The organism is Ruegeria sp. G2 (assembly GCF_056533505.1).
In genome coordinates this window covers 167,070-190,087 of record NZ_JBQFON010000005.1, presented here as the reverse complement: position 1 = coordinate 190,087, position 23,018 = coordinate 167,070, and the positions used below count along the sequence as shown (strand labels likewise).

Sequence of the window (23,018 nt, the reverse complement as noted above, 5' to 3'; positions counted from 1 at the left end):
CAATGCCAGCGGTTTGCAGCGCTAATTAATTATACAGGGATCGTGGCGAGAATTAGGCGTGATCGTCACTATGCTGCTCGTTTTTAACGGTTTTCAGCTTTATTCGTGGCGTTTTTGCCGTCTTTGTTTCCCGCCTCGGGACAATCGCGCGCAGGTGATCGATGGTCGACTCACTTCGAACACGCCGATTGGCCTTTCGCAAATTGCTTAAAATAAGTGCAGTTACTGATTGCGGTAAATTACAAGCAGTGCGACAAAACGTCATGACGTTTGTCATTTGCCAGTACGGAGGATTGTATGACCGGCATTATAGAACCCAGCTTTCGTGAGAGTGTTGATCTGATGTTCAACAGAGCTGCGTCTCTGATGGACCTGCCGCCCGGACTGGAAGAAAAGATCAGGGTATGTAACGCCACCTACACAGTAAGGTTCGGAGTTCGGCTGAGAGGGCAGATTCACACATTCACCGGATACCGCTCGGTTCATTCAGAACATATGGAGCCGGTCAAAGGTGGTATTCGCTATGCCCTCGCGGTGAACCAAGACGAGGTCGAAGCGCTCGCGGCTCTGATGACCTACAAATGCGCTCTGGTAGAGGCGCCATTTGGGGGGTCGAAAGGCGGGTTGTGTATCGATCCGCGCCAATATGAAGAACACGAGCTAGAGCAGATCACCCGCCGTTTCGCCTATGAATTGGCTAAACGCGATCTGATCAACCCGTCTCAGAACGTCCCCGCGCCCGACATGGGAACAGGCGAACGCGAAATGGCGTGGATGGCCGACCAGTATGCCCGAATGAACACGACAGATATCAACGCGCGCGCCTGTGTGACGGGTAAACCGCTGAACGCTGGGGGTATCGCAGGTAGGGTCGAAGCGACCGGCCGCGGCATTCAATATGCGTTGCGCGAATTCTTCCGGAATCCGGAAGATGTCAAAAAGGCTGGTATGACAGGCAAATTGGACGGCAAGCGCGTTGTTGTGCAGGGCTTGGGCAATGTGGGCTACCACGCGGCAAAATTCCTCAGTGAAGAAGACGGATCGCGCGTGATTGGCATCATCGAATGGGATGGCGCATTATACAATCCCGATGGCATTGATGTTGAAGCGGTGCGTCAGTGGATCGTTAAACATGGCGGCGTGAAAGACTATCCGGATGCGACGCATTCAGCCGAGGGCGGTGCAGTGCTTGAATCCGAGTGCGATATCTTGATCCCGGCCGCACTGGAAGGCGTGATTAACCTGTCCAATGCAGAACGGATCAAAGCGCCGCTGATTATCGAGGCTGCAAACGGTCCGGTCACGGCGGGCGCGGATGAAATCCTGCGCAATAAAGGAACAGTCATTATCCCCGATATGTATGCAAATGCGGGCGGTGTTACAGTATCCTATTTTGAGTGGGTCAAGAACCTCAGCCATATCCGCTTTGGCCGCATGCAGCGCCGCCAGGAAGAAGCGCGCCATGAACTGATCGTCAGCGAGCTTGAACGGCTGGATCGATACCTGGGGGATGCCTGGTCAATGTCGCCGAACTTCAAGGCCAAATACCTCAAGGGTGCTGACGAGTTGGAGCTGGTGCGCTCAGGCCTCGATGACACAATGCGCATCGCCTATCAGGCTATGAGCGAGGTTTGGCATGACCGCGCTGATGTCGATGACCTGCGCACCGCAGCTTATATTGTGGCGATTGATCGGGTCTCAAAAAGCTATCGGGCAAAAGGACTCTGAGCACTCAGGCAATCGAATTTCTGATAGCGGCCGCCCCATGGGTGGCCGCTTTTTACGATTTGACCTAATTCGGTTTCGCAGAAGGATCGATCGATATACCGTCAGTCGTTGTGGATTTGGACCGGGACAGCGTTTATGTCGATGTTCAATTTACCTCGGGTACTACGCTTCTGCAGAAGAAACTCTGATACGCCGCCATATGACCGCACGCGAGTGTTGAAACATCTGCGAAAAGTCTGTGCCTAATGCTGCGCTGGCAGGGTATGAAGCTGTTGCTAGCCGCCTGACGCTTCGACTGAGGTACAAATTGAAATCGGCGATGGAAGGTGTTGCTATGCACGGTTAAGCTGCGCCAAAGGAAACGAATCCGGGAGAACCCCATGTTGCGTATTACCATTGTCGCGGTCTTGCTGGCCTCACCCTTGGCTGCTCAGGAGACTAAAGAGCAAAGTTGCAAGTATCAGGCAGATGTCGTGGCTGCGGTGCAGAAGGCACGTCTGGACCGGGTCAAGGAACGCGACGTGGCGCAGGCAGTAGCAGACAGCGGTCCGACATGGCCCGAGAACTACAATGCGGCGATTCCGTTGATCACGCCTTGGGTGTACGAACAAAAAATGCGCGACGTGCGCAAAAAAGATCTCGGTGCCGCTTGGCTGGAGTTGTGTTTACAGCAATAATCCACAGACAGATCATTTCTCTGTGGACAACCGCGCGCCATCCCCTTGGCGCGCGTTTTCATTTCTGGCAGGTTTGACCCATGTCTTTGCCCCCCGGATTTCTGGATGAATTGCGCACGCGCCTCAGCCTGTCTCAGGTTGTTGGGCGTAAGGTCATGTGGGACCAGCGCAAATCCAATCAGGGCAAGGGTGATATGTGGGCACCTTGCCCGTTTCATCACGAAAAGACCGCCTCATTCCACGTCGATGATCAGAAGGGATTCTATTACTGCTTTGGGTGCCATGCCAAAGGCGATGCTATCAGCTTTGTGAAAGAGACCGAGAATGTCTCGTTCATCGAAGCGGTCGAGATTCTGGCGCGTGAAGCGGGGATGCCGATGCCTGCGCGCGATCCGAAAGCGCAGGAGAAACAGGACAGACGCTCGCAACTCACCGATGTCATGGAGCAAGCGGTTCAGTTCTTTCGCTTGCAACTCAAGACCGGGGCAGGGGCCGAGGCGCGCGATTACCTGACCCGCCGAGGGCTGGATGCGCAGGCGTTGGATCGATGGGAGATCGGGTTTGCCCCCGACGGCTGGCAGGCGCTGTGGGATCATCTAACCGGCAAGAATGTAGCCGATGAATTGATCCTTGCTGCAGGTCTGGCCAAACCGTCCAACAAGGGCAAAAAACCTTATGACACGTTTCGAAACCGCATCATGTATCCAATCCGCGACGCACGCGGGCGATGCATTGCCTTCGGCGGTCGGGCGATGGACCTGAATGACAATGCGAAATACCTAAATTCGCCCGAGACCGATTTGTTCGATAAAGGCCGCAGCCTATATAACCACGGTCCTGCGAGACAGGCGGCTGGGAAGGGGCAGCCCCTGATCGTTGCCGAGGGTTACATGGACGTAATCGCGCTGGCCGAAGCGGGCTTTGGCGCGTCGGTGGCGCCATTAGGAACAGCGATCACCGAACATCAACTACAGTTGCTCTGGCGTGTTTCAGATGAACCGATCATTGCCTTGGATGGTGACACAGCGGGCCTGCGCGCCGCGATGCGGGCGATTGACCTGGCCCTGCCGTTGCTGGAGGCAGGCAAATCCTTGCGATTTGCACTCATGCCCGAAGGCAAGGACCCAGACGATCTTCTGCGTGCCGAAGGGCCGAGGGCGGTGCAAGCCGTCCTGGAAGGGGCCATTCCGATGGTCAAGCTGCTGTGGCAACGTGAGACGGAAGGCAAGGTGTTCGACAGCCCTGAACGGAAGGCGGCGTTGGATAAATCTCTGCGTGAGAAGATCAAGCTGATCCGCGACCCCTCGATCCGATCGCATTACGGGCAGGAAATTAAGGATCTGCGCTGGCAATTATTTCGTCCTCAGAGACAATCGCAAAATCGAACGTGGCAGCCGCGCGGAAAATGGCAGGCGCAACCCCAGCCTGCCACGCCCGGTGCGCGCGCATCGTTTCTGGCGTCGTCCGAGAACGCAGACATCCAATTGCGCGAAGCGGCCATTCTCGCAATTTCTATTCTAAATCCGCAAGTTGTAATTCAATTCGAACACCAGTTGGAAGAAATGGATTGTTACGATCCCGATCACGCAGCTTTGCGCGGGGCGATCTTGCGCCATGCGATTGACGATCCGGACAATCTGCAAGAACACATCGTACAAACTTTGGGGCCGGAACCCCTTGAAAACCTTCTGGCCCTTCGCCATGTCGCAGTGATCCCCTGTGTGTACAAACCAGGCGACGTTGAAAAGGCCCAGATGACGCTGGCCGAGGAACTCGCAAAGATCAAAGCGCTCCGGGGGTTGGATGCTGAGATTGCCGAAGCGGCGGAGGAATTGTCTGATCTGGCCGATGAGGCGCTGACATATCGGCTGGCGCAAGCCGCCGAAGAGCGCAACCGAACTAGCCGCAGCCAGAACGAAGACAGGGCCGTTTTCGACATCGCCGATAATGGTGCGCGAATCAACCGTGACGAGAAAGACGCGTTTGAAGCGATCATGTCGGGTATCAAATTTGAGCGGAAACGCCGGTAAAGTGGTGTTTTCGTAAGGCACTGGAAAAGAAAAACAGGTAAACGGGTGGCCGAATCACTTCTACGCGCTAATGATTCGGTCAAAACGAATCACCCATCCCTGCAGGAGCATTGAATGGCCGCCAAGGATACGAACGAAGACCGCAAATCCGACGAGCAGGAACAGGAGATCTCGCTTGATATGAGCCAGGCAGCGGTCAAGAAAATGATCGCCGAAGCCCGTGAGAAAGGTTACATCACCTACGACCAGCTTAATCAGGTATTGCCGCCTGATCAGGTCAGCTCGGAACAGATCGAAGACGTTATGTCGATGCTGTCCGAGATGGGCATCAACATCATCGAAGATGAAGAGGCCGAGGAAGAGGAGAACAAAGGTTCGACCGAACTGGTCACGACCGAAGGCCCACGCGAAGTTGCGCTGGCTGGTGCCGCTACCGAAAAGCTGGATCGTACTGATGACCCCGTACGCATGTATCTGCGCGAGATGGGATCGGTCGAACTGCTTAGCCGCGAGGGCGAGATTGCCATTGCCAAACGGATCGAGGCTGGTCGGAATACTATGATCGCCGGCCTGTGCGAAAGCCCGCTGACCTTTCAGGCGATCACGATCTGGCACGACGAATTATTGAGCGAAGACATTCTGTTGCGTGACGTTATTGATCTTGAAACAACGTTCGGCAACCAGTTGGATGAAGATGGCGACGTACAGGAGCCGGTCGTTGACACATCGTCGGTTCAGGCAGCCAAACCCGCCAAGGATGAAGGCCCAGAGCTGGATGCCGATGGCAACCCGATTGCCAACGACGACGACGATGACGAAGACGATCAGGCCAATATGTCGCTTGCTGCGATGGAAGCAGCGCTTAAGGATCAGGTTCTGACTACGCTAGAGCGGATTTCCAGCGACTTTGCGATGCTCTCCGAAATGCAGGATAGCCGAATTTCGGCCACTCTGAATGAAGACGGATCGTTCAGCGAAAAAGACGAAGAGACCTATCAGAAGCTACGCGCGGAAATTGTTGAGCTGGTGAATGGTCTACACCTGCACAACAACCGTATCGAAGCGCTGATCGACCAGCTTTATGGCATCAACCGCCGGGTCATGTCGCTGGACAGCTCGATGGTGAAACTGGCCGACCAGGCCCGTATCAACCGTCGTGAATTCATCGACGCCTATCGCGGGCGTGAACTGGATCCGAACTGGCTGGCCGAGATGGCCGAAAAGCCTGGCCGGGGTTGGCAGATGTTCATTGAACGCTCGACCGCTAAGGTCGAGGAACTGCGCAACGACATGGCTCAGGTCGGTCAGTATGTCGGTCTAGATATCCCTGAATTCCGCCGCATCGTGCAGCAGGTTCAGAAAGGCGAGAAAGAGGCGCGGCAGGCCAAGAAAGAAATGGTTGAAGCCAACTTGCGTCTGGTAATCTCGATTGCCAAAAAGTACACGAACCGCGGCCTGCAATTCCTTGATCTTATTCAGGAAGGCAACATCGGCCTTATGAAAGCGGTGGATAAGTTCGAATACCGCCGTGGTTATAAGTTCTCGACCTATGCGACCTGGTGGATCCGTCAGGCGATCACGCGGTCCATCGCGGATCAGGCGCGCACCATCCGTATTCCGGTACATATGATCGAGACGATCAACAAACTGGTTCGGACCGGTCGCCAGATGCTGCACGAGATCGGTCGCGAGCCGACTCCGGAAGAACTGGCAGAAAAGCTGCAAATGCCGCTCGAGAAAGTTCGAAAGGTGATGAAAATCGCCAAGGAGCCGATCAGCCTCGAAACGCCCATCGGCGACGAAGAAGACAGCCAGCTTGGCGATTTCATTGAGGACAAGAATGCCGTGCTGCCGCTCGACAGCGCGATTCAGGAGAACCTCAAGGAAACCACGACCCGGGTTCTGGCCTCACTCACGCCGCGCGAGGAACGGGTACTGCGGATGCGGTTTGGTATCGGCATGAACACTGACCACACACTGGAAGAGGTGGGTCAGCAGTTCAGTGTTACCCGCGAACGTATTCGCCAGATCGAGGCGAAAGCGCTGCGAAAGCTAAAGCATCCCAGCCGATCGCGGAAGCTTCGGTCCTTCCTGGATCAATAGGTCAAAGGCGCCCACGAGGCGCCTTTTTCATGCCGCGCCTCACATTGTCTGAACAACAAATCAAATTGGCGAAATATCGCATGTTGCGTTGCGCCGCTGTGCATACGTGCTCAATGTCCACTCATGGACAGGCCGGGGCGAGGCGGCAGCGCTGATGACCCCCGGCTACTTTCCTTTATGTGTAAGCGGATGTGAAACCCTTTTACGGAACGCCGTCGGGGCCTGACCGGTCCAACGTTTGAAAGCCGTCGAGAACGCAGCCTGATCCGAATAGCCCAAAGAATACGAGATTTCAGCTAGATTCATGCCGTTCTTGATAAAGGTTTGCGCAAGATCACAGCGCAGATCTTCGACAATCTCGCGGTAGGAAGTGCCTTCATCCGCCAAACGACGGGCAAGTGTGCGCGGACTGAGGCCAAGTTGAGAGGCGGCTTCATCCGCCTGAACTATCCCTCCGGGCATTGACCTGGTGATTAACCCTTCGATCTGTGCACGGTTTTTTTGTTTTGGCTTACCTCCTTCCGCCAGCAGCCGCTCGCCATATTCCAGCAGATGCGCCCGCAGACTGGGATCATAAGTAGGGATCGGTGTTTCGAGTGAGGGTAGTGATAAAATAACCTCCAACCGTTCAGCCTCAAACTTTACTGGAAAGCCTCCGATCTTTTGAAATGTGTCCGCATGTCGCCCCACACTGTGCTGAAATCGTATTTCGATAGGATACAGTTTCACCTGCGTCAAAGCCCGCATCCGAGCAATGCTTGCGAACAACAAAAACTCGGTTCGACGATGATATCGCGAAAAACTTGGGTCTTTCCATTCAGCCTCCAATGAGGCGGAGTTGCCGGAAACACGCAGACTGAACGCCAGTGCGGGGTCGATGATACCATGAAACCGCGTTGTGTTTTCCAACACCTGTTTCAGATCCCGCGAGTATTTACTGATATATGCCGTCACACTGGAGGAAGAATTGAACTCTAACCCCGCGCCTGCACCGAATGTGATGTCGCCGAGCGCATCACAGGCATGGCGAACAAACATGGCCTCTTTGCGGGCGCTAAATTGTGTGGCAGGTGCTTCAACATCGATCCGGGTCAATGCGCTGTTTTTAAGAACCTGATCGACAACCGATAAACTCGCGCGTTGTTCGAGGGCGCGCATCAGCAATTGAATGCGTGAAATATCAACGTCCATAACCTTGTCCGAAACTCATCCTGATAATCTGATCACGATAGCGGAAAGGCGCTGTATTTTGCCAGCCTCTGTTACCGACACTTGTGACGTGTCGGATATTCGAAAGGGTTTGGCCGAAATTGCCAAGACTACCGCAGAAGTGACACCTAAATATCCATCGTTGCCGGGTCAGCACCTTTTGGGGATAAGGTCGAGCCCAAGCCGACGGTCCACCAAGCCGTTTCAATGGGTTCCCCGGCACGGCTCACCTTAGTGGTCGGTCATGTCGCATTGCTGCGAGATTTATGCCGTGCCAGTATCTTCTTGAATTGATGGTGGTATTTGGATTTACAGTGCCTGACTTGCCAGACATTGAAACTGATTTGATTGTCTTTGACGGTGAATGCGTTTTGTGTTCGCAGTTTTTTCAGTTCATGTTGCGCCATGATCGGGACCAAAAGTTCAGATTTGCGACCGCCCAGTCGGAGTTGGGGAGGAGACTCTATTCACGGCTGAATCTCCCGACCAAGGATTTTGAGACCAATCTGGTCATCGTCGATGGTGAAGTTCACCAGAAGCTTGATGCTTTTGCCGCCGCGATGCGCGCGCTACCGGGAGCTTGGTTCTTGCTGTCCTTGTGCCGATATCTGCCAGTGTTTGTTAAGGATTGGCTGTATCACTCGATTGCCCGTAATCGATATGCGTTGTTTGGTCGTTACAACTGTTGTTTGGTTCCCGATGCTAGCCTTCGGTCCCGGTTCGCTTCAGATGGCTTCTGAGCACGACCCGTTCCTGCAAGTTCTGGGTGTGGATGAAAAGCTGCCGGAAGCAATTCAAAAACTGCACTCGGCTGAGGGGCAATATTCGGGAAAATGCAGCATAATCCGAGGTCGGGGGCCATTGGTCGCCCTGGCTTTGCGCATCGGAGGATTCCCACCAGAAGGGGACGACCATCAGGTCACTCTCACTATACATCGAACAAAAGGGCATTGGATTTGGAAGCGGGACTTTTCCGGGCATGAGACATGTTCACGCATTAGTTTCGACCAGAGATACAATTGCGTCCACGAAAGGATCGGGGGGCTCGCAATTTGGTTACAGCCTGTACGAACCGAGGCAGGGCTGTCGATTCAAATCCATCGGCTCGCCCTGTTTGGAATACCTTGTCCCAAGTTTCTGCTGCCGCAGTCAGCCTCGACAGAAACCCAAGATTCAATGGACCGCTTTTGTTTTGACATTTCTGCCCATGTGCCCGGCCTGGGTTTGCTGATCCGATATAACGGGTGGCTTGAGCCGGATCGGAGCGAATTGAGGTCAGTTTGAATTGATTGTGATCTCTACTGTTTGGAGTGGTGAGGCGCACTAGGTATATTTCAGGTGGAAACAGGAAGATGACGAGGATGAAACAGATATTATCAGTTACGTTGGGCGCACTTATGTTGCTCGGTTCTCCGGCAATGACCAGCGCGGCACCAAACGGATATCAAACCGAAGCAATCAGCAATACGGAATTCGAAGTCATCCCAAGGGCGCGCAGAGATGTCGATGGATATTGGTGTGCTGCGGCGGATTTCGCACGACGGTCTTTGGGTGCGGGGTGGCAACAGCGTATTTATGTCCTGCGCGGCTACGGGCCAAGCGTGACGACCGGCCGAAAGACGGCGGTGCAGTTTTCGCTCAAGCCACCTGCAAATGTAGACCAGCAAGGCAGTATATCGGTTGGATTCAAAGCCGGCGACAGTATGTCTGTGCAAGGTGCAAATGGCCGGTGCAGTCGTCGCATTAACTTTAGGTGATCTGCGGTGCAGACCGAATTTTCGATCTCGACGCAGGGTGCGGGGCTCTATGAGTTCACCGCCCCTGTGCGCGATTGGCTGAGGCCGGTATCAGATGGCCTGCTGACCCTCTTCGTGCGGCACACCTCTTGTTCTTTGCTGATTCAGGAAAACGCTGATCCCGAAGTGCAGACCGATTTGCATGCCTTTTATGACCGACTTGTACCGCCTTCCGACCATCCTTCGATGGCCTATCTGCGCCATACATATGAGGGGCCGGATGACATGCCGGCTCATATCAAGGCTGCGATGATGCCGGTTTCGTTGTCGATCCCGGTGAGGGTTGGGACGCCTGTGCTGGGCTCATGGCAGGGAATTTATTTATTTGAGCATCGCAATGCACCGCATATGAGAAAGGTCGCTGCACACTTTGCGTGACGCTTTATATTGGGGTGGAAAATTCCGACTACCCAAACCCTAGCGGCTGCCCTATAGTTGTGGATAAGTAAGCCGCAGCGCTTACAAAAGAGGCCGAACTAGGGACGAGGAGACGGCGGATGCGCTGCCCGTTTTGCGGAAATATCGATACTCAGGTCAAAGATTCACGCCCGGCAGAGGATCACGTCGCGATCCGCCGACGCCGGTTTTGTCCGGCCTGCGGGGGACGGTTTACGACTTATGAACGTGTGCAGTTGCGCGATCTGGTTGTGATCAAGACCAATGGAAAACGAGAAGATTTCGACCGCGACAAACTTGAGCGTTCAATCCGCATATCGATGCAGAAGCGGCCGATTGATCCGGAGCGGATCGACCAGATGATTTCGGGTATCGTTCGCCGATTGGAAAGCATGGGTGAAACCGATATCCCATCGAACAAAATCGGTGAGATTGTCATGGAAGCGCTGGCCCGGATTGATACGGTCGCATATGTTCGTTTTGCGAGTGTGTACAAGAATTTCCAGGCGGCCGACGATTTCGAGGAGTTTGTCCACGAGTTGCGCCCGCCGCAACCTTCGACGGACGAGTGAACGAAGCAGATAAGCGATTTATGGCGCTTGCCTTGTCTTTGGGGCGGCGCGGCCAGGGCACGTGTTGGCCGAACCCGTCCGTCGGGTGCGTGATCGTGCGCGATGGGCGTATTGTCGGACGCGGCTGGACGCAGCCCGGAGGCCGCCCGCATGCCGAACCCATCGCACTTGCCCAAGCAGGCAAGGCGGCACAAGGGGCGACAGCGTATGTCTCTCTTGAACCCTGCTCGCATCACGGAAAAACGCCACCCTGTGCCGAAGCATTGATCGAGGCTGGAATTGCACGTGTTGTCTCGGCAATCGAAGACAGTGACCCGCGTGTGGCTGGACAAGGGTTCACCTTGCTTCGTGAAGCTGGGATTGATGTCGTTACCGGGGTTCTGGCCGAACAGGCGGCACGGGATCACGCGGGGTTCTTTCTGAAAACCGAGCAAGGTCGACCGTTTGTAACACTGAAACTGGCCGGCAGCTTTGATGGTCGGATTGCCACTGAAACCGGGCACAGCCAGTGGATCACCGGCCCCAATGCACGCCGTGCAGTGCACGCCATGCGGGCCCGCCATGATGCGGTCATGGTCGGCGCGGGAACGGCGCGGGCTGATGATCCGTCGCTGACGGTTCGCGATTTAGGCGTAGAACGCCAGCCGGTCCGCGTGGTGGTGTCTCGGCATCTGGACTTGCCTTTGATGGGGCATCTCGCGCGGACCGCGTCCAAAATTCCGGTCTGGCTCTGCCATGGTCCTCATCCGGATCCTGATCGCGCCCGCGCCTGGGAGGGGCTTGGTGCGCGACTGATCCCATGCGCATTGGACGATCATCACGTTGAAGCCGCTGATCTGCTGCACCAGCTCGGGCAAGCGGGGCTGACGCGCGTCTTTTGTGAAGGCGGATCAGCTTTGGCTGCGTCCTTGCTAGAAAGTGATCTGGTCGATGAGCTGGTTGGCTTCACCGCCGGGCTTACGATCGGAGCCGAAGGTCTTTCGGCGATCGGAGCCTTAGGGTTGGATACTTTGGAAACCGCACCCCGGTTCGATCTGATCGAAACGCAGGTTGTTGGCGGTGATATCCTGCACCGTTGGGCGCGCGTCACGCATTAGGCCTTAGCGCCACCAACGCGCATGCGTTGCCATCATTCCTTGTAGTTTGGACAGAAGGCGGTTCATAGGTCCTGTCGCCGTTGGTGCGCCGTGCGCAAGCCGCTCAACCGCGATCTCGACTGGGCAAGCCTGTCCAGTCACGGGATCAAAGTATCGCGGGTAGTCGATCAGGGTGGCGTGTACCAAGCCCATCAATGAAGGCTGCGCGCCGCGACGAGCAGGCACCGCCCCCAAATCTGTCGTCAACCCCCACCCAGCATAGAATGGCGCGCCTAGCGTCGTGACCTTGACGCCGCGCAGCAAAGCTTCGAACCCCAGCAGAGAGGTCATAGTCCAAACCTCGTCTATCTGAGTCATCAGGGTGGCGGGGTCGGTGCGCTTGACCACAATGTCAGCCAAATCTGATTCGATTTTGCCTTCTCGTAATCCGGCTTCGACATCCGGGTGAGGTTTGTAAATTAGAACAGCATCAGGATTGGCCTCGCGCGTTACACGCAGCAGATCGAGGTTGTTGCGAATATTGCTTGTACCCAGTCTGATCGAGGCGTCATCTTCTACCTGCCCCGGCACCAGAATGCGATGGCCTTTCGGCAGGTCCGGGGCAGGGCTACCGATGTTGTACTTGCTCAGGCCGTCAGAGAGCAACCGGGCTATCAGCCGTTCTGATCGAAGCCTCTGGTCCGGTCGCAGCGTCTCTCGCGCGGTGATCCATTCCTCTAGCCGGCTGGGGTGGGTCGGGTCGTAGTAAATACCGATATCATCGGTCACAAGCGAAAGCGGTGGCACCAATTCCGCACCCAATCCACGCGAGCGTAGAAAGCCATCCTCGACGCGTGTTGCGCTCAAAGTATCACGCGCTTGGCTCGCCCAGGCCATATGGGGATGTTCGGTATCTTTTGGCTGCTCGGATGTAAAACGCAGCTTACCGTGTTGACCGAAAATGCGCTGCAGGCGCCGCCGCTTCCACACCCGCATACCCGATGCGGTCCAACCTTTGTGATCCTGTCTCCAAGCGCGGGTCTGCGCCTCGAGTGTATCGATCACGGTTTCCAATTCGCACAAGCAGTCTTGATAGGGGTCGTACCAGCGCGGATACAGGATCATTGTTGCTGCAAAAAGCTGCGCCCGCGTGAGGTTGCGTTGTCGACGGGGGAGGGGGACGTCGTCCTGTGTCAGCCCCCACCCTGAGTAAAACGGTTGCCCGAACACTCGGGGTTTATGTCCCGCCAGAATGGCTTCAAATCCCATATGTGACGACAGTGTATAAACACCGATAGCGCCTTCCAACAGTGACCAAGGGCTTATGGGGTGGTCCAGAATGGACACGCGGTCATTCAGATCTTGATCAGAAAAATATCCTTTTCGATGACCTGCGGTCGTTTCGGGATGGCTTTTGATAATGACGCGCGCGCCTGGGTTTTCCTCTTGTGCGATGACCAGCATCTCGCGGAACCGCGCATAGTCGCCGTGGCTCGCAGTAACTGCTGCATCTCCCTGGATTTGATCAATTACCAGAACGTAGCCGGGTTCAGGGGGTGGTTGATCAAGATCGTAGGCTGAGTATTTGCTGAGGTGCAATTCGCGTAGCCGCGCAATCGCGCCCCGCGCGCGATCCAGCAGGGCAGTCTCATCCAGCGGATGTGTCGTAAGCAGGGTTTCCAAATCGGATGGCGTAGTAGGATCAAAATGTAGACCTGCACGGTCAAGCAGCAATCCCAGCGGGGCCTCGCCGCTGCGTCCGGGTTGCAGAGATCTCAGGAACGCATCTTCGATCCGTAAGATGGGCACATCGCGTTTCCGCGCTATGGTCAAGCCGCGATGAGCAGTTGGGCTGTTGCCCCAGACCCCAACAAGATCTTCGTGTTGGGGCAGACCAAGCCGAATGTCATACCCGGACAAAGACAGGATCCGGCGCACACGCCGTTGTGTCAGGAAACCACCGTTGTAAACAAATAGCCGGGAGCGTTCGCCCCCGGCCATGCTCTCCGGTTCAGGAAACATCCACTAGTTTCCCGTAAGTGTCGCTACATTCGCAAATGGTGTCAGACCTCCGGCGATCAACGAGATTGATTTGCTCCACTGTGCATATGGGGCTTCAGTGACATAGATCGTGTCATCGTCGCGGATGACAAAATCACGTGCAACAAACAAGCCGTTGGGTGCGGTCAGGTTCAACAGGTAGATCATGCGTTGATCACCCGTCAGCTCAGGGCGCCCCATAACGCTACGTGCAATGTCCTGCCGTTCGTCGCGCAGAATGAATATCCCGGTCGGATCTGACGACAGCGACTGAAGGCCCCCGACTTGTGCCAGAGCTTCGAGAGCCGATAAATCCTGACTTTCGAACGCCACGCGGGACTGCCCAGTCGAACCCAGTGCAATATACGAGCGGCTATCCTGTTCAACCAGAATGCGATCACCGCCGCGCAGGGCGATGTCGGTTTCCGGATTTCGGAAAAGATCGTTGTACCAGATCGTTCCCTTTTGATTTCCGCGGATCACGGTAACCAAAGCTATATCCGACGCAACTGCGACGCCTCCCGCTTGCGCGAGCATGGTCGACAAGGTTCCCGTCGGGCGCTCGATCGGGTAAATACCCGGTGCACCGATGGTCCCGGTCAAGGAAACAGTCGACCCATTGCCCGGCGTGCGCGTAACCTGAACCTGTGGGTCCGGCGTTTGCTCTTCCAGTTTGCTGGAAATCAGGGTGCGCAATTGCTCGGGAGTATTGCCCGCCGCACGCAGCCGACCAGCGTAGGGAACAAAAATATATCCGTCATTGTCGACCTGAACCTGATCCAGATTTGTCGCACCACCAGCTTCTGAAGTCAGCAACCCGTCGTCGACATTCTCCCAGATGCTAAGATTTAGAACATCGCCGGGACGCACAGTATCAGACGCAATGCTTTGGGCGCTGCGAAAAGATTGTGAGAACCCGTAGTGCGGAACCGCAGAGGCGGCACGTGCCACGCGGTCGTCGACTTCGACAACAAATGCGTTGCCGCCATTTTCGACAGAACCGGCAAGGATTTCTGTTTTGTTAGGTCCGGATTTCGGAAGCTGACACGCTGCCAGCAAACCAAGGACCACCACAAAGGAAGCCCCCCGTATCCATCGGATAGGAAAACGCTGCACTGCCGATTTACCTCAGTCGTCTTTGTTTTGGGCAGGTTACCCGTTTCAATGCCAAACATCCAGCAACGGGTTGATTCAAGTTACTTAACAAGATGCAACTGTGGCGTTGCGGCCTCGTTGTCTTCCAGTGCCGACTGATATGGACCCTGTTTCATAAGCATCATATCTGCGGCACGGCGCAATAATTGTCGACGTCCTTTTCGGGAATAGAAGCCACCCGGAATCTGACTGGTATTGAGAAGAAATTGTCGATAGTCCCGGTAGGCTTTGCTGTCCGGAGCATTGGGGTCAGCAAAAAAAACCTCGATTGGCTGCCGGGAAACAAACTGTGGCTTATCATATACCGACCGTCCGAAACTGCGCAAGGGAATGCCGCGCCACAGGGCTTGTTGGCCTGCAGTTGAATTCACAGTTACCGCTGATCTTGCTTCATCGAGAAGTTTTGCCAACTTACCACCTGGGACATAGTGAATTCGATCAGTGATATCGAGTTTTTCGGCCATGAGCTGGGCCATTTGCCGAAGTGGTTCACGATGGTTTTCCAGCGGATGCTCTTTGATGACGAGGTGGTGGTGCGCAGGGGCGCCCTTGGCAAAACCGTCAATCACCTGGCTAAGAAACTCGCTCATGCAGGAATAATCCGAATGGGATTGCACCGAGCTGTCATGACCCAGTTGCAATAGGACAAGGTGATAGGGGAAGCCCCCCCGCCTGACCCGAGTTGTCGCCCATTTTCGCTGTAATCTGTGGATTGGCATCAGAGCCAGGCGCTTGAAATACAACTGAAACTCTTTGGCGACCGGTAGCTCGCGGTGAGGCTGGAAATTTCGATAGCGCCGGTTCATGAACATCACGAACCAATGGTAAAGCGCGCCGTAGAAAATGTGCTGGCGCATATCCCCCCAATGCGAGGGCGGCGGAGGGGTTTGACCCTCAGACTGCGCCAATGCCGTTTGCATCTGTTCCACATCGAGTTCCATCAAACGCGAGTTTCCGTTCGAGCCATTGCGCTCATACGTCACCCACCAGGGGCGCAGATATCCCTCTTCGAAAACATGGATAGTAATGCCGCGTGATTTCGCAATTCGAACCGCATTTGCATGGATAGGCCGGGTATCACCATAGAGTACGATATCAGTGACACCATTGAGTGTAACTATGTGGGTGAATGTAGCTGGCCAATCGTCGGGATTCCCCAGATAGGGAATAAAGCTGGTCGTGTCGCTCCAAAACGCCTGATCGCCCGCGTTGAATCCAACACGGATGACTTTGGCTCCGGCTGCGCGCAGCATACCACCTAGTGCATTGAAGAATGGACCATGGGGACCTTGCAGGAACAGGAACACACGCCGGTCAGGGCAGGTGGTTGAAGGTGCCATATAGTCTGCTCGCAAGGAATATTCGTGGAACGTTTGGATGAAATTATGCCTCTTTGTTGGTTTCTGGGCAAGGCAGGGCTTGTTCGTCGGGCTGGGTGCCTTTACCTCGATTATTGAATTTAGGCTCTTGGGGTTGATGAAATGTTTACAGGGATCGTCACCGATATTGGCACCGTTGCCGAACTTGACCAGCAGGGTGACCTACGGGCAAGGATCAGGACCAGCTATGACACAGCAGGGATCGATATGGGTGCTTCGATCGCAAGCGATGGTGTGTGTCTGACCGTTATCGCGCTGGGGGACGACTGGTACGATGTTCAGATCAGCGCCGAAACGGTTTCGAAGACCAATCTGGATCACTGGCAGGTCGGCACGCGGGTAAATCTGGAGCGCGCCTTGAAAGTCGGGGATGAACTGGGGGGGCATATCGTCTCGGGCCATGTTGATGGCGTAGCCGAAGTGATTGCTGTGCTTGACGAGGGCGATAGCACGCGTGTGACTTTGCGCGCACCCGTTGACCTGGCTCGGTTTATCGCGCCAAAAGGATCGGTAGCGCTGAACGGCACGTCTTTGACGGTCAACGATGTTGAGGGATGTGACTTCGGTATCAACTTCATCCCGCATACCAAAGAGGTCACGACATGGGGTGATGTTGCGGTTGGTGACAAGGTGAATCTTGAGATCGATACTCTGGCCAGATACGTGGCCCGTCTGGCCGAGATGTCCTGAACCTCAGGTTCCCGGCCCGAACCGTGCCGTGAGCCTTTTGGCCAGCCACCAGAAGAAAAGGACCAACAGGATCGAGGCATATCCATCAATGGCGTAATGCCACGCAAGATGTACCGATCCCAACAGGATGACAAAGGTAAACACCGTCAGCCCCCAGCCCAGCCACCGCGAATAAGTGAACCCATACAGCGCCAGGAGCGCGCTTGAAGCGACATGCATACTAGGCATAGCAGAGATACCTCGTGCGAGCCCCGAATTTTGAAAGCCATCCAGCAACGTGCTTTGCACTTTCAGCGCCCAAACCGGGCTGATTTCATGTGATTGACGCAGCAATTCCATCTGCGGAACGAAATCCGTGCCCAGATTGAAGGGTTCATAATAAACAGGACCGACAGATGCAAAGACCGTCGCGATCACGTTACCCCCGACAAACCAGCACAGCACAAAGGCGACCAGGAATACCGTGCTACGAATTGGATCACGGCGATCTAGGCAGGCCACACAGACGGCGATATAAAGCATCGGAAACCAGATATGATAGGCCGCATTCAAAGCTGTTGTAATCACTGGCGACCCAAGGACGGGCCTTAGCAAAGTCCAGGGATCGACGCCGCCGTGTAGGAACCTGTCCCATTGCGCAAACTGTGTGTCCCAAAGAGAGGGATTCAACGAGTGAATCTCGTTCTTCAAAAATGTGTAGGTTACGATCAGAGCAACGATGCTGACGAAGCAGATCAAAACGTCGGGTGCTTTTTCGACGTCTGTCAGTTTGGTCCGCAGGTCTTGCAACATCCAATGAATTGGCTTTTTCGGTTTGACCACAAAAATCGCAACACCAAGCCTCCAGACGATGAAATTTGCGAACATAAAGCAAAGCAGACGGAGCGATATTCCTAAAAGGATGGGGGTCGAGGAATCCCAAAATGACCGGCCCACATATAGGCTGACGGCGATGGCGCATGCGATTTGCAGCGCAACCAGTGACAATAACAGCCTGTTACGCCAAAGGGAATTTATCAGAACTGCATTAGAAGCAGGGAGATAGGCGGTCTTGGACACTGGGCTCGATATCTCGACACACTAGGGAATTGTTGAGTTTTAGGTGCCTTTGATATCGGGCATTCCGAGGGCTTGATTGCGGCAATTTGTGGACAAAGCCCACATTTGCACCTCAAAGGTTCAGAAAATGGCAACAATATCGGCGTATCGAAACAGGGGTATTTACACCCGCCGTGGCCAGTTTTTTACGCCCGTCTCAGATTGAACTACTTGTTGCACATTCCGATGCCAGGGGCGGATCGCACAAACCGGAGCGCATACGGGCTGGTCATTGACGCGCACGTGGTCTATTTCGCCAGCAAACCTGCCATGCGAAAGGCTTACCCCATGAGCTTTGAAACCCCCGGACCGGTTGAGGCCCAGTTGCGCGAGGCGATTAGCCCGATCGAGGACATCATCGAAGAGGCCCGCAAAGGCCGGATGTACATTCTTGTCGATCACGAAGATCGCGAGAATGAGGGCGACCTCGTAATTGCTGCAGAATTTGCCGATGCGAATGCCATCAACTTCATGGCCACCCATGGGCGCGGGCTGATTTGTCTGCCCATGACAGCCGAACGGATTGATCATCTGGGGCTGCCGATGATGGCCGTTAACAACTCATCACGTCACGAGACGGCGTTCACCGTTTCAATTGAGGCGCGCGAGGGGGTTTCCACTGGAATCTCAGCCGCTGACCGCGCGTTGACCGTCGCAACCGCGATCAACGAGCAAAACACGATGGCGCATATTGCGACGCCGGGCCATGTGTTCCCGTTGCGTGCCAAGCGCGGTGGGGTGCTTGTGCGCGCGGGTCATACCGAGGCGGCAGTGGATATCTCGCGTCTGGCTGGGTTGAAGCCAGCGGGAGTGATCTGTGAGATCATGAACCCCGACGGCACCATGGCGCGTCTGCCCGATCTGGTTGAGTTCGCCAAAGAGCATGACTTGAAGATCGGGACAATCAGCGACCTGATCAGCTATCGCTCGCGTAATGATAATTTGGTCGTCGAAACCTCGCGTGAGACGGTGACCTCGGAATACGGTGGCGACTGGGAGATGCGGATTTTTACCGATCAAACCCATGGCATCGAACATGTTGTGATGATCAAGGGCGACATCACAACGCCCGAGCCGGTCCTGACTCGGACCCATGCTTTGCATGAAGCACCCGATATTCTGGGGCTCGGCCCGAAATCCTCGCGAGAGCTGCCTCGCGCGATGGAGAAGATAGCCGCAGAGGGGAGGGGGGTGGTTTGCCTGTTCCGCCAGCCCCGCAATTCTCTCTATGCTGCCGAAGATGAAGGTCCGCGGACTATCAAGCAAACCGGCCTGGGTGCGCAGATTCTATCCAAGATGGGTGTTCAGGAACTGGTGTTGCTGACTGATTCACCCGAAACTGTATATCTGGGGCTCGACGCCTTTGGGCTGTCCATTGTCGGAACCCGCTCGATCCTCAAGGAAGACTGAAAATGGCTGAACAAGACAAACATGGTATCCTGCCGACACCGACATTCGATAAACCGGTGAAGTTGCTAATTGTGGCGGCTCCGTTCTACCGCGCGATTGCCGACAACCTGATTGCGGGTGCCAAAGCCGAGATCGAGGCGGCTGGCGGTACCTGCGAGGTTGTCGAAGTTCCCGGTGCGTTGGAAATTCCGACCGCTATCGCCATGGCCGACCGTCAGTGCAATTTTGACGGCTATGTCGCGCTGGGCTGCGTCATTCGCGGCGAGACCACGCATTATGAAACAGTCTGCAACGACTCGAGTCGTGCCATCCAACTGATGGGCCTGCAGGGCCTGTGCATCGGCAATGGTATTCTGACGGTCGAGAATGACGATCAGGCCGAAGTTCGCGCAAATCCTGAAAAGATGAATAAAGGCGGCGGAGCCGCCGCTGCGGCCTTGCATCTGATCGCGCTCAGCCGTAAGTGGGGCTCTTCCAAAAAGGGCGTGGGCTTTAAGCCGCCGTCCGAGTCCATCCTTGTGGCGGGCGACAGCAACGGATCCACAATCGCATGACCAAGACAGACGCGCCGAAACCGGCCAACCAGAAACGCCTGATGAAATCCGCCGCGCGCCTCTATGCCGTGCAGGCGCTATTCCAGATGGAGCAATCGGATCAGACGACTGAAGCAGTCGTAACCGAGTTTCTGGATCACCGTTTTGGCGCCGTCTATGAAGGCGAAGAAATGCTGGATGGCGATATCAGCGTCTTCCGCAAACTGGTGGATGACGCCGTGAACTATCAGGCCCCCATCGACCAGATGACCGACCGCGCGCTGGTGGCGAAATGGCCCATAGCCCGCATCGATCCGACCCTGCGCGCCCTGTTTCGAGCCGCCGGAGCGGAACTGACCCAAAGTAACACACCGCCCAAAGTCGTCATCACTGAGTTTGTCGACGTGGCCCGTGCATTCTTCCCCGAAGGGAAAGAACCCAAATTCGTCAACGCTGTGCTGGATCAAATGGCGCGCGAGGCTCAGCCCGAGGCGTTCTGACACCTTTACCCGGACCAGATATGCACTAGCCTGAAAGCCAGAGCGCAAGGAGGTTCACCATGCCCAAACTGGTCCGACTGTATGTCACTCAAGTTGCATGGGGCTTTGTCATCTCGGCTGTTTTTGTCGGGGTGCTTCTGGCGATGAACGTTGCCAACCTGCGCCACCTGATTACAGGATCAGAGATCGGTCTGATCGCATTGGTGATGATCTGGTTTATGAACGGGATCGTATTTGCAGGAGTTCAGTTCGCCTACAAGATCATGAGCATGGCAGAAAAACCCCAGGGGCCGCGCGGTGGATCAGCTGTTGCCCACAATTTCCGACCTGCAGTCGTGAAGCAGGAAGTGCGGACAGAACATTGATCTGAAAAGGGAAAATGTGGCGGGACCACCAGTCAACCGTGGGGCTTTGATTCCCGAGGACCTGTGTATACAGGTGGGCGCCAGGTAATCAGGCCAGGACCTGAACAGAGCCAGCTCCCTCGGAATTGCTTAAGGCCACCGGAATGCTGCCGTGCACGAGAAGGGCAGAACCCGCCAAGCGCTTAAGTAGGGCGTGAAGCGGGTTCGCACAAGGGGTTATGCATCAACAGTTTCGTGCAGTGCTGTGCGCATCTTACCGAAATGTTCGTCCCAGCCATTGTCCAGTGCAAGGATCAGGCCAAAGGCGTCGACCCCTTGTGGTAGCCCTTCGTGCAACAAGCCAAGGCGTGTACCGCCCGGGACCGGTTCCAAGGTCCATTTGACCACGCTCACGGCTTTACCCATTGGTTTGACGGTGAATGTGTATTCCAGATATTCCGGGCGGCGCGCCTCACGCACTTCACCCCAGATCAGAAGATCACCGCTGGTCGTCCCGAACATCTCAAGCTTTTTACCCGCTGCCAAAGGTCGTTCGGGTTTGTGAAACCATTCTGCCAGACGGTCAGGTTCGGTTAGGTAAGCCCAAACAGTTTCGGGCTCGGCCCGCAAGAATATGGTCTTTTGCAATACGGCATTGGTCACTTTTTATTCCTCTCTATCGCTTCTTGTAAGTTCGAAAGGCGGTCGTCCCAGAACCGATCAAAATAGCTGAGCCAGTCCAGAACAGGGGCCATCCCCTTGGGTTCAAGCCGATTAATGCGTTCACGGCCCTTTGCTTCGACCGTAATCAGACCGCCATCTGACAGAACAGTCAGGTGTTTTTTGACCGCCGCCCTTGTCATGTCGAAGCGTTCGGTGAGTTGTGCGATCGTCATGTCCTTGGCCGCCAACATCTGCACAATGTCCCGACGGGTTGGGTCAGCAAGCGCTCGGAACGCATTTTGAATCTTTGGGTCCATGGCACACTCCATATGATACCATTAGGTACTGTATTGATGAGATACCAAATGGTATCATGTCAAGAGCTTGATTTTTGTTCACTAATTGTTCACATTTTAGGTATGACACTCGATCTACAACCTGGACAAAAACTGGCACGCGGTGTTTCGCGACATTTGTTAACCCATGGCTATGTTTCAATTGAGGAATTTGTACCGGCACGGGGTCTGCGCGTCGATGTAATGGGCTTGGGCCCAAAGGGCGAGCTGTGGGTGATCGAGTGCAAATCCAGTCGTGCTGACTATCAGTCAGACTCTAAGTGGCAGGGCTATCTGGAATGGTGTGATCGATTCTTTTGGGCGGTAGATACTGACTTTCCGACCGATTTGCTGCCTGAAGACACAGGGTTGATTATTGCAGACGCATATGATGCCGAGATCATTCGAATGAGCCCGGAAAGCAAACTGGCTCCGGCGCGAAGAAAGAAGATGATCCAGAAATTTGCTTTAGACGCAGCCCGCAGGCTGCATACGCTGCGTGATCCGCGACTTTAACTGCTGACTGCCCGCGCTGCCTGAGCAGCGGCGCGGATTTCCTCGGCGATTTCTTCGGCCTCTTCCGGGTCAAAATCCATCGGAATCTCAATACCGGAACCTTCAATAAACAGACGCACCATACCCTGATCGGTGGGGCCGATCTGCAGGTTCGCTTCGATTTCGCGTTCGGTGTTGATGCCCATTTGTGCCTCCGGGAATTCAGCCTTGGTGCTAGCGTGCAACGGGTTGAGAATCAAGCGGGCTATAGGGTCAGATAGGGAATGGATGACATCAACCTTAGACCCTTTCGTCCAGATGACACCGCGTGGCTGGTGGAACGTCATGGTACGCTGTATGCCCGCGATGAGGGGTTCGACGAGACTTTCGCCCCTCTGGTGGCGCGAATTCTTGAGGATTTTATTGCCAATAGTAACTCGGAACGCGAATGCGGTTGGATTGCTGAGCGCGCAGGTGAGCGATTTGGAAGTATATTCTGTGTCACGCAGGACGATCACACTGCCAAGCTGCGCTTGTTTTTGCTGGTGCCCGAAGCTCGCGGGCTGGGGCTTGGCAAGCGTCTTTTGGATACCTGCATGGGCTTTGCGCGCAGCGCGGGATATCGTGAAATGGTGCTTTGGACTCATGAAAGCCATGCTGCAGCCTGCGGGCTTTACCGCTCGTTTGGATGGCAGCTTACGGACAGCAAGCCGGTACATTCCTTTGGTGTCGATCTGGTGGAACAAAGCTGGCGAATTCGGCTTTAATACCCTTGCAATCCTCGCACGC

The 23,018-nt window shown here is 55.0% G+C and carries 25 protein-coding genes; 17 read left to right on the top strand and 8 right to left on the bottom strand.

Annotation, left to right across the window (positions count from 1 at the left end):
* Positions 1-297: 297 nt before the first annotated feature.
* The 4 genes from ACR0DU_RS11455 to rpoD all read left to right on the top strand — a co-directional run bounded on the left by ACR0DU_RS11455 (position 298) and on the right by rpoD (position 6,538).
* Positions 298-1,728: a Glu/Leu/Phe/Val family dehydrogenase gene (locus ACR0DU_RS11455; protein WP_010441990.1), complete on the top strand. Its 1,431-nt coding sequence runs from the start codon at positions 298-300 to the stop codon at positions 1,726-1,728.
* Between the two features lie 380 nt (positions 1,729-2,108).
* Positions 2,109-2,405: a hypothetical protein gene (locus tag ACR0DU_RS11450; protein WP_480874647.1), complete on the top strand. Its 297-nt coding sequence runs from the start codon at positions 2,109-2,111 to the stop codon at positions 2,403-2,405.
* Positions 2,406-2,485: 80 nt separating this feature from the next.
* Positions 2,486-4,435, top strand: coding sequence for a DNA primase (gene dnaG, locus ACR0DU_RS11445; protein WP_480874644.1), 1,950 nt, complete (start codon positions 2,486-2,488; stop codon positions 4,433-4,435).
* Positions 4,436-4,549: 114 nt separating this feature from the next.
* Positions 4,550-6,538 carry an RNA polymerase sigma factor RpoD gene (gene rpoD / locus ACR0DU_RS11440; protein ID WP_010441993.1) on the top strand — a complete coding sequence of 663 codons (1,989 nt, stop codon included), beginning with the start codon at positions 4,550-4,552 and terminating at the stop codon, positions 6,536-6,538.
* 165 nt (positions 6,539-6,703) lie between these two features.
* On the opposite strand, the gene ACR0DU_RS11435 is transcribed toward rpoD, so the two are convergent.
* Positions 6,704-7,729 (bottom strand): AraC family transcriptional regulator, encoded by a 1,026-nt coding sequence (locus ACR0DU_RS11435; RefSeq protein ID WP_480874642.1) that lies wholly within the window; start codon positions 7,727-7,729, stop codon positions 6,704-6,706.
* A gap of 311 nt (positions 7,730-8,040) precedes the next feature.
* Between ACR0DU_RS11435 and ACR0DU_RS11430 the strand changes: the two genes are divergently transcribed.
* The 6 genes from ACR0DU_RS11430 (at position 8,041) to ribD (ending at position 11,608) form a co-directional block, all read left to right on the top strand.
* The gene (locus ACR0DU_RS11430) at positions 8,041-8,487 is read left to right on the top strand and encodes a thiol-disulfide oxidoreductase DCC family protein (RefSeq protein ID WP_480874640.1); all 447 of its coding nucleotides are present in this window, start codon (positions 8,041-8,043) and stop codon (positions 8,485-8,487) included.
* Entirely contained in the window at positions 8,408-9,031 is a 624-nt protein-coding gene (locus tag ACR0DU_RS11425) for a DUF4166 domain-containing protein (protein ID WP_480874637.1), read from the top strand. Before ACR0DU_RS11430 ends, ACR0DU_RS11425 begins: the two co-directional genes overlap by 80 nt.
* Before the next feature lie 77 nt (positions 9,032-9,108).
* Entirely contained in the window at positions 9,109-9,504 is a 396-nt protein-coding gene (locus ACR0DU_RS11420; protein ID WP_480874634.1) for a hypothetical protein, read from the top strand.
* Positions 9,505-9,510: 6 nt separating this feature from the next.
* Complete coding sequence (locus ACR0DU_RS11415) at positions 9,511-9,921, top strand: secondary thiamine-phosphate synthase enzyme YjbQ (protein WP_480874631.1); 411 nt, start codon at positions 9,511-9,513, stop codon at positions 9,919-9,921.
* Between the two features lie 119 nt (positions 9,922-10,040).
* A complete protein-coding gene (gene nrdR / locus ACR0DU_RS11410) occupies positions 10,041-10,511 on the top strand; it encodes a transcriptional regulator NrdR (RefSeq protein WP_008756450.1) in 471 nt (156 codons plus the stop codon).
* Positions 10,508-11,608 carry a bifunctional diaminohydroxyphosphoribosylaminopyrimidine deaminase/5-amino-6-(5-phosphoribosylamino)uracil reductase RibD gene (gene ribD, locus ACR0DU_RS11405; RefSeq protein ID WP_480874628.1) on the top strand — a complete coding sequence of 367 codons (1,101 nt, stop codon included), beginning with the start codon at positions 10,508-10,510 and terminating at the stop codon, positions 11,606-11,608. Before nrdR ends, ribD begins: the two co-directional genes overlap by 4 nt.
* 3 nt (positions 11,609-11,611) lie before the next feature.
* On the opposite strand, the gene ACR0DU_RS11400 is transcribed toward ribD, so the two are convergent.
* The 3 genes from ACR0DU_RS11400 to ACR0DU_RS11390 all read right to left on the bottom strand — a co-directional run bounded on the left by ACR0DU_RS11400 (position 11,612) and on the right by ACR0DU_RS11390 (position 16,122).
* On the bottom strand, positions 11,612-13,609 hold the full coding sequence (locus ACR0DU_RS11400) for a capsular polysaccharide biosynthesis protein (RefSeq protein ID WP_480874625.1): 1,998 nt from the start codon (positions 13,607-13,609) through the stop codon (positions 11,612-11,614).
* A gap of 3 nt (positions 13,610-13,612) precedes the next feature.
* On the bottom strand, positions 13,613-14,743 hold the full coding sequence (locus ACR0DU_RS11395) for a polysaccharide biosynthesis/export family protein (protein ID WP_480455715.1): 1,131 nt from the start codon (positions 14,741-14,743) through the stop codon (positions 13,613-13,615).
* An 80-nt stretch (positions 14,744-14,823) separates the two neighbouring features.
* Positions 14,824-16,122 carry a capsule biosynthesis protein gene (locus tag ACR0DU_RS11390; RefSeq protein ID WP_480874621.1) on the bottom strand — a complete coding sequence of 433 codons (1,299 nt, stop codon included), beginning with the start codon at positions 16,120-16,122 and terminating at the stop codon, positions 14,824-14,826.
* 141 nt (positions 16,123-16,263) lie between these two features.
* Between ACR0DU_RS11390 and ACR0DU_RS11385 the strand changes: the two genes are divergently transcribed.
* Entirely contained in the window at positions 16,264-16,851 is a 588-nt protein-coding gene (locus ACR0DU_RS11385; protein WP_480874620.1) for a riboflavin synthase, read from the top strand.
* Between the two features lie 3 nt (positions 16,852-16,854).
* Here ACR0DU_RS11385 and ACR0DU_RS11380 read toward each other — a convergent pair whose 3' ends face one another.
* On the bottom strand, positions 16,855-17,718 hold the full coding sequence (locus tag ACR0DU_RS11380; protein WP_480874618.1) for a phosphatase PAP2 family protein: 864 nt from the start codon (positions 17,716-17,718) through the stop codon (positions 16,855-16,857).
* A gap of 519 nt (positions 17,719-18,237) precedes the next feature.
* On the opposite strand from ACR0DU_RS11380, the gene ribB reads away from it, so the two are divergent.
* Genes ribB through ACR0DU_RS11360 form a run of 4 tightly spaced genes read left to right on the top strand, consistent with a single transcriptional unit; the run spans position 18,238 to position 20,757 of the window.
* Positions 18,238-19,359 (top strand): 3,4-dihydroxy-2-butanone-4-phosphate synthase, encoded by a 1,122-nt coding sequence (ribB, locus tag ACR0DU_RS11375; RefSeq protein ID WP_120981160.1) that lies wholly within the window; start codon positions 18,238-18,240, stop codon positions 19,357-19,359.
* A 2-nt stretch (positions 19,360-19,361) separates the two neighbouring features.
* On the top strand, positions 19,362-19,913 hold the full coding sequence (locus ACR0DU_RS11370; RefSeq protein WP_010442005.1) for a 6,7-dimethyl-8-ribityllumazine synthase: 552 nt from the start codon (positions 19,362-19,364) through the stop codon (positions 19,911-19,913).
* Positions 19,910-20,392 (top strand): transcription antitermination factor NusB, encoded by a 483-nt coding sequence (nusB, locus tag ACR0DU_RS11365; RefSeq protein WP_480874613.1) that lies wholly within the window; start codon positions 19,910-19,912, stop codon positions 20,390-20,392. Before ACR0DU_RS11370 ends, nusB begins: the two co-directional genes overlap by 4 nt.
* 59 nt (positions 20,393-20,451) lie before the next feature.
* Positions 20,452-20,757 carry a hypothetical protein gene (locus ACR0DU_RS11360; protein ID WP_480874611.1) on the top strand — a complete coding sequence of 102 codons (306 nt, stop codon included), beginning with the start codon at positions 20,452-20,454 and terminating at the stop codon, positions 20,755-20,757.
* Between the two features lie 216 nt (positions 20,758-20,973).
* Here the strand turns inward: ACR0DU_RS11360 and ACR0DU_RS11355 are convergent, their stop codons facing one another.
* Both ACR0DU_RS11355 and ACR0DU_RS11350 read right to left on the bottom strand, forming a co-directional pair.
* Positions 20,974-21,399, bottom strand: a complete 426-nt coding sequence (locus ACR0DU_RS11355) for an SRPBCC family protein (RefSeq protein ID WP_480874609.1) — start codon at positions 21,397-21,399, stop codon at positions 20,974-20,976.
* Entirely contained in the window at positions 21,396-21,716 is a 321-nt protein-coding gene (locus ACR0DU_RS11350; RefSeq protein ID WP_319544876.1) for an ArsR/SmtB family transcription factor, read from the bottom strand. The genes ACR0DU_RS11355 and ACR0DU_RS11350 overlap by 4 nt, the downstream gene beginning before the upstream one ends.
* A 102-nt stretch (positions 21,717-21,818) precedes the next feature.
* On the opposite strand from ACR0DU_RS11350, the gene ACR0DU_RS11345 reads away from it, so the two are divergent.
* Positions 21,819-22,250 (top strand): MmcB family DNA repair protein, encoded by a 432-nt coding sequence (locus ACR0DU_RS11345; RefSeq protein ID WP_480874607.1) that lies wholly within the window; start codon positions 21,819-21,821, stop codon positions 22,248-22,250.
* On the opposite strand, the gene ACR0DU_RS11340 is transcribed toward ACR0DU_RS11345, so the two are convergent.
* A complete protein-coding gene (locus ACR0DU_RS11340) occupies positions 22,247-22,435 on the bottom strand; it encodes a DUF6324 family protein (protein WP_010442011.1) in 189 nt (62 codons plus the stop codon). The genes ACR0DU_RS11345 and ACR0DU_RS11340 overlap by 4 nt on opposite strands.
* 78 nt (positions 22,436-22,513) lie before the next feature.
* On the opposite strand from ACR0DU_RS11340, the gene ACR0DU_RS11335 reads away from it, so the two are divergent.
* Positions 22,514-22,996: an N-acetyltransferase family protein gene (locus tag ACR0DU_RS11335; protein WP_480874605.1), complete on the top strand. Its 483-nt coding sequence runs from the start codon at positions 22,514-22,516 to the stop codon at positions 22,994-22,996.
* The last annotated feature ends 22 nt before the right edge of the window (positions 22,997-23,018 follow it).

What these genes read in the sequence shown, in the direction of transcription:
- ACR0DU_RS11455 (WP_010441990.1), top strand. Translation starts at nt 298, where the DNA reads ATGACCGGCATTATAGAACCCAGCTTTCGTGAGAGTGTTGATCTGATG.
- ACR0DU_RS11450 (WP_480874647.1), top strand. Translation starts at nt 2,109, where the DNA reads ATGTTGCGTATTACCATTGTCGCGGTCTTGCTGGCCTCACCCTTGGCT.
- dnaG (WP_480874644.1), top strand. Translation starts at nt 2,486, where the DNA reads ATGTCTTTGCCCCCCGGATTTCTGGATGAATTGCGCACGCGCCTCAGC.
- rpoD (WP_010441993.1), top strand. Translation starts at nt 4,550, where the DNA reads ATGGCCGCCAAGGATACGAACGAAGACCGCAAATCCGACGAGCAGGAA.
- ACR0DU_RS11435 (WP_480874642.1), bottom strand. Translation starts at nt 7,729, where the DNA reads ATGGACGTTGATATTTCACGCATTCAATTGCTGATGCGCGCCCTCGAA.
- ACR0DU_RS11430 (WP_480874640.1), top strand. Translation starts at nt 8,041, where the DNA reads ATGGTGGTATTTGGATTTACAGTGCCTGACTTGCCAGACATTGAAACT.
- ACR0DU_RS11425 (WP_480874637.1), top strand. Translation starts at nt 8,408, where the DNA reads ATGCGTTGTTTGGTCGTTACAACTGTTGTTTGGTTCCCGATGCTAGCC.
- ACR0DU_RS11420 (WP_480874634.1), top strand. Translation starts at nt 9,109, where the DNA reads ATGAAACAGATATTATCAGTTACGTTGGGCGCACTTATGTTGCTCGGT.
- nrdR (WP_008756450.1), top strand. Translation starts at nt 10,041, where the DNA reads ATGCGCTGCCCGTTTTGCGGAAATATCGATACTCAGGTCAAAGATTCA.
- ACR0DU_RS11400 (WP_480874625.1), bottom strand. Translation starts at nt 13,609, where the DNA reads ATGTTTCCTGAACCGGAGAGCATGGCCGGGGGCGAACGCTCCCGGCTA.
- ACR0DU_RS11390 (WP_480874621.1), bottom strand. Translation starts at nt 16,122, where the DNA reads ATGGCACCTTCAACCACCTGCCCTGACCGGCGTGTGTTCCTGTTCCTG.
- ACR0DU_RS11385 (WP_480874620.1), top strand. Translation starts at nt 16,264, where the DNA reads ATGTTTACAGGGATCGTCACCGATATTGGCACCGTTGCCGAACTTGAC.
- ACR0DU_RS11380 (WP_480874618.1), bottom strand. Translation starts at nt 17,718, where the DNA reads ATGTTCGCAAATTTCATCGTCTGGAGGCTTGGTGTTGCGATTTTTGTG.
- ribB (WP_120981160.1), top strand. Translation starts at nt 18,238, where the DNA reads ATGAGCTTTGAAACCCCCGGACCGGTTGAGGCCCAGTTGCGCGAGGCG.
- ACR0DU_RS11370 (WP_010442005.1), top strand. Translation starts at nt 19,362, where the DNA reads ATGGCTGAACAAGACAAACATGGTATCCTGCCGACACCGACATTCGAT.
- nusB (WP_480874613.1), top strand. Translation starts at nt 19,910, where the DNA reads ATGACCAAGACAGACGCGCCGAAACCGGCCAACCAGAAACGCCTGATG.
- ACR0DU_RS11360 (WP_480874611.1), top strand. Translation starts at nt 20,452, where the DNA reads ATGCCCAAACTGGTCCGACTGTATGTCACTCAAGTTGCATGGGGCTTT.
- ACR0DU_RS11350 (WP_319544876.1), bottom strand. Translation starts at nt 21,716, where the DNA reads ATGGACCCAAAGATTCAAAATGCGTTCCGAGCGCTTGCTGACCCAACC.
- ACR0DU_RS11345 (WP_480874607.1), top strand. Translation starts at nt 21,819, where the DNA reads ATGACACTCGATCTACAACCTGGACAAAAACTGGCACGCGGTGTTTCG.
- ACR0DU_RS11340 (WP_010442011.1), bottom strand. Translation starts at nt 22,435, where the DNA reads ATGGGCATCAACACCGAACGCGAAATCGAAGCGAACCTGCAGATCGGC.
- ACR0DU_RS11335 (WP_480874605.1), top strand. Translation starts at nt 22,514, where the DNA reads ATGGATGACATCAACCTTAGACCCTTTCGTCCAGATGACACCGCGTGG.